Here is a 2,664-nt window from a genome sequence, read left to right as displayed (position 1 = left end):
TCACCCAATCGTTTTTCTTGTTTTGAAAACATAATCAATAATAAGCCGATAAACAAGATATCATCGATCGGTCTGAGGAGAGCGCGCAAGATCGATTGTTGGATGCCGACATTACGTCCATCATCCCTAATTACTCTAATTTTGACATATCTTTTGCCAGGAGTCTGTCCGCGCCAGAGCGTTTCAAATAAGATGAAGTAGCCGATATACACGGCAAATATAATTAAGATTTGGATCGCATTCAGCCACAGACGAGCGGATTCAGCTTGCAGCCAAGGAATCTGTGAATAGGCTAATCCCCAAACTACTAAGAGGATAAGTAGCGTAAAACTCCAAAGCAGATAGTCGATAGTTAACGCCTGGGTGCGATTGCCTACTCCCGCTAGAATAAATTCTAACTCAACACTTTCTGGCGTCTGAGATTTGACTCGATTTAAGAATTTCATATGTTTTCACGATCGCGCTGTCTAATGGGCGATCTCGACTACTATCGACACAAATAGCCGAGATCCTGACAAGATTACTAGACGATCAGGTCGCCACCCTCGCGGCGATTGCGAAGATCGAAATACACGATCGCCTTAATTATCTGCCAAAATGGCATCACAAATAGCTCGATCGCGATGTTCAGGATAAAGCTAATAAAAACTAAAAAACCTCCGGTAGCTATGACCGATTGTGTCGTCGATAAAGTCATTGCTTGACCGATGAAACTGGGAATGCTACTAATCATACTCAGCGGAATGGTAATCAAGAAAGCTACTGTAATAATTAGGATTATTTGGCGCACGGCAGTCGAACTTAATTGTCTGCTCCGACGTAAGCCAAAACTAGCTAAACTACTCGTACTAGTAGACTCGATCGCCAGTGGTAATTCTGACACAAACCAGTAAGCATAAAAGCGCAGCACCAGTGCGATCGCTAGTACTCCCAGTCCAATGCCTAAGACCACGATAATTATGTAAGCAAACGTCCCGAGATTGCCTTGAGACAAAACACCGAAGATCCCGGCAATAATGAAGAGCGTGAGGGCGAAGGCAATATAGGCACCGAAAGTAATCAGAAACATGTACAAACCCAACAACAAGGACAGCCTTAAAAATGCCCAAGTCCGGGGAATTAACTCTCTAGTGGCATCTGCTACTGTTTCCGGTGCATCGATCAGTTGTTGATAAGCTAGCCGACAAATCACGGCGCGATCGGTGGAGTATTTAGCTATTAAGTATAATGTGACACCAATCCCTCCTAAACCAACCGGAATAAATACCAGCCAAGACTTAGTTATCCCAAACAGTAGTGCGCCGATAACTCCGAATACGAGCGCGGCGACCCCCAGCGCAACTAACCAAGCAGTCGCTCTTAGAGACACCTGTAAATAACGTTTAAAGTTGGAACGATAGAGGATCGTGGCTGTGGTGACGACATTGCCGATACTCAGGGTGCCAACTGGATCGAAACTATTTTTTGCCATGCGTTTAGATTACATTATGCTGCGTGATATTAGTGTATGGTTTAAATCCCTATTTTCACCATCTTTGTTAGTTGTCTTTGCAATTGACAATCTCAGATTGCCAAACGCCCTAAGAGGCTGTTTGGAAAGTTTTATTTGTTACGATCGTAGACCTGAATCCCCCTTAAAAAGGGGGACTTTGAATCTCGATCCCCCTTTCTAAGGGGGCTGGGGGGATTAATTTAGACTTTTCAAACAGCCTCTAAGAGAGCGTTTTGCAAACACGTCAGCACCGATTCAATGTATCTAACCAGCTACTTAAAGAATTGCTGAACGCTGGAGAGATTTGCAGTATCGCGAATCACCAAAAACACCCCCAACCCCAGTAGTAAAAATAAGCCCGTCTGCATGACCGTTTCCTGGATCTTCATCGGCAAAGGTTTGCCCGCCAAGCCTTCAAACAACAAAAATGCCAATTGACCCCCATCCAAGGCAGGTAGGGGCAAAATGTTCATCACCGCTAAGTTGATGCTGATTAGTGCGCCAAATTGGAGCAATCCAGCGATATTATTTGAAGCAATACTCGATCCGATTTCCACGATTTTGATCGGCCCCGCAATTTGTGTCGCTGTTTCGCCAAAATTGGTAACTAATTGGGACAACCCTTGAAAGGTCAGCACGACGACGCGCTCGAACTCGTTAGCTCCCTTGACTAGCGCATCGATCGGACTAATCGATCGATCGATAATAATATCCGCATTAGGAGCGAGTTTGACGCCGATTTGTCCCTTACCTTCAGCATTGGCATCGGGCGTAACTTGAAGATCGATCGTCTCTGCACCGCGTTGAATTTTGAAGGTGAGGGGTCGCTCTGGATGAGTCTGAATTTCAGCCATCAGCTTGACGATCGCAGGTTTGGCACTGCCTAGCTCCTCATTATCGACCGCCAGGACGATATCATTGGCCTGAATGCCCGCTTTACCCGCCGCCGTACTCAAATTGTCGGCAATCCCGGCGACAGTGACACCAGGATGATAATTAATTTGTTGAAAACCGATGACACTGACTTGGACGACAAGTAAGAAATAAGCAAAAATCAGATTGGCAATTACACCAGCACTAATCACGATCGCCCGATCGAGTAACGGTCGATTGCGGAGTAAGTTAGGATCGTTTGCGGGAATATCACTATCGGGATCGTCGTCGGGAAAACC

The 2,664-nt window shown here is 45.5% G+C and carries 3 protein-coding genes; all 3 read right to left on the bottom strand.

Annotation, left to right across the window (positions count from 1 at the left end; genetic code table 11):
* Positions 1–446: RDD family protein (locus RMO35_RS14830; RefSeq protein WP_309742103.1), on the bottom strand; the 446-nt coding region annotated here is incomplete at its 3' end.
* Positions 447–523: 77 nt separating this feature from the next.
* Entirely contained in the window at positions 524–1,471 is a 948-nt protein-coding gene (locus RMO35_RS14825) for a hypothetical protein (protein ID WP_309742102.1), read from the bottom strand.
* Between the two features lie 293 nt (positions 1,472–1,764).
* Positions 1,765–2,664, bottom strand: a 900-nt coding sequence (rseP, locus tag RMO35_RS14820; protein WP_309742101.1) for an RIP metalloprotease RseP, incomplete at its 5' end; no start/stop codon positions are given.

Source organism: Chamaesiphon sp. OTE_20_metabat_361 (assembly GCF_031364565.1).
This window is presented reverse-complemented; position numbering and strand designations above follow the sequence as displayed.

Bases quoted from the DNA above. Each gene is read 5' to 3' on its own strand.
- RMO35_RS14825 (WP_309742102.1), bottom strand. From the start codon at position 1,471: ATGGCAAAAAATAGTTTCGATCCAGTTGGCACCCTGAGTATCGGCAAT.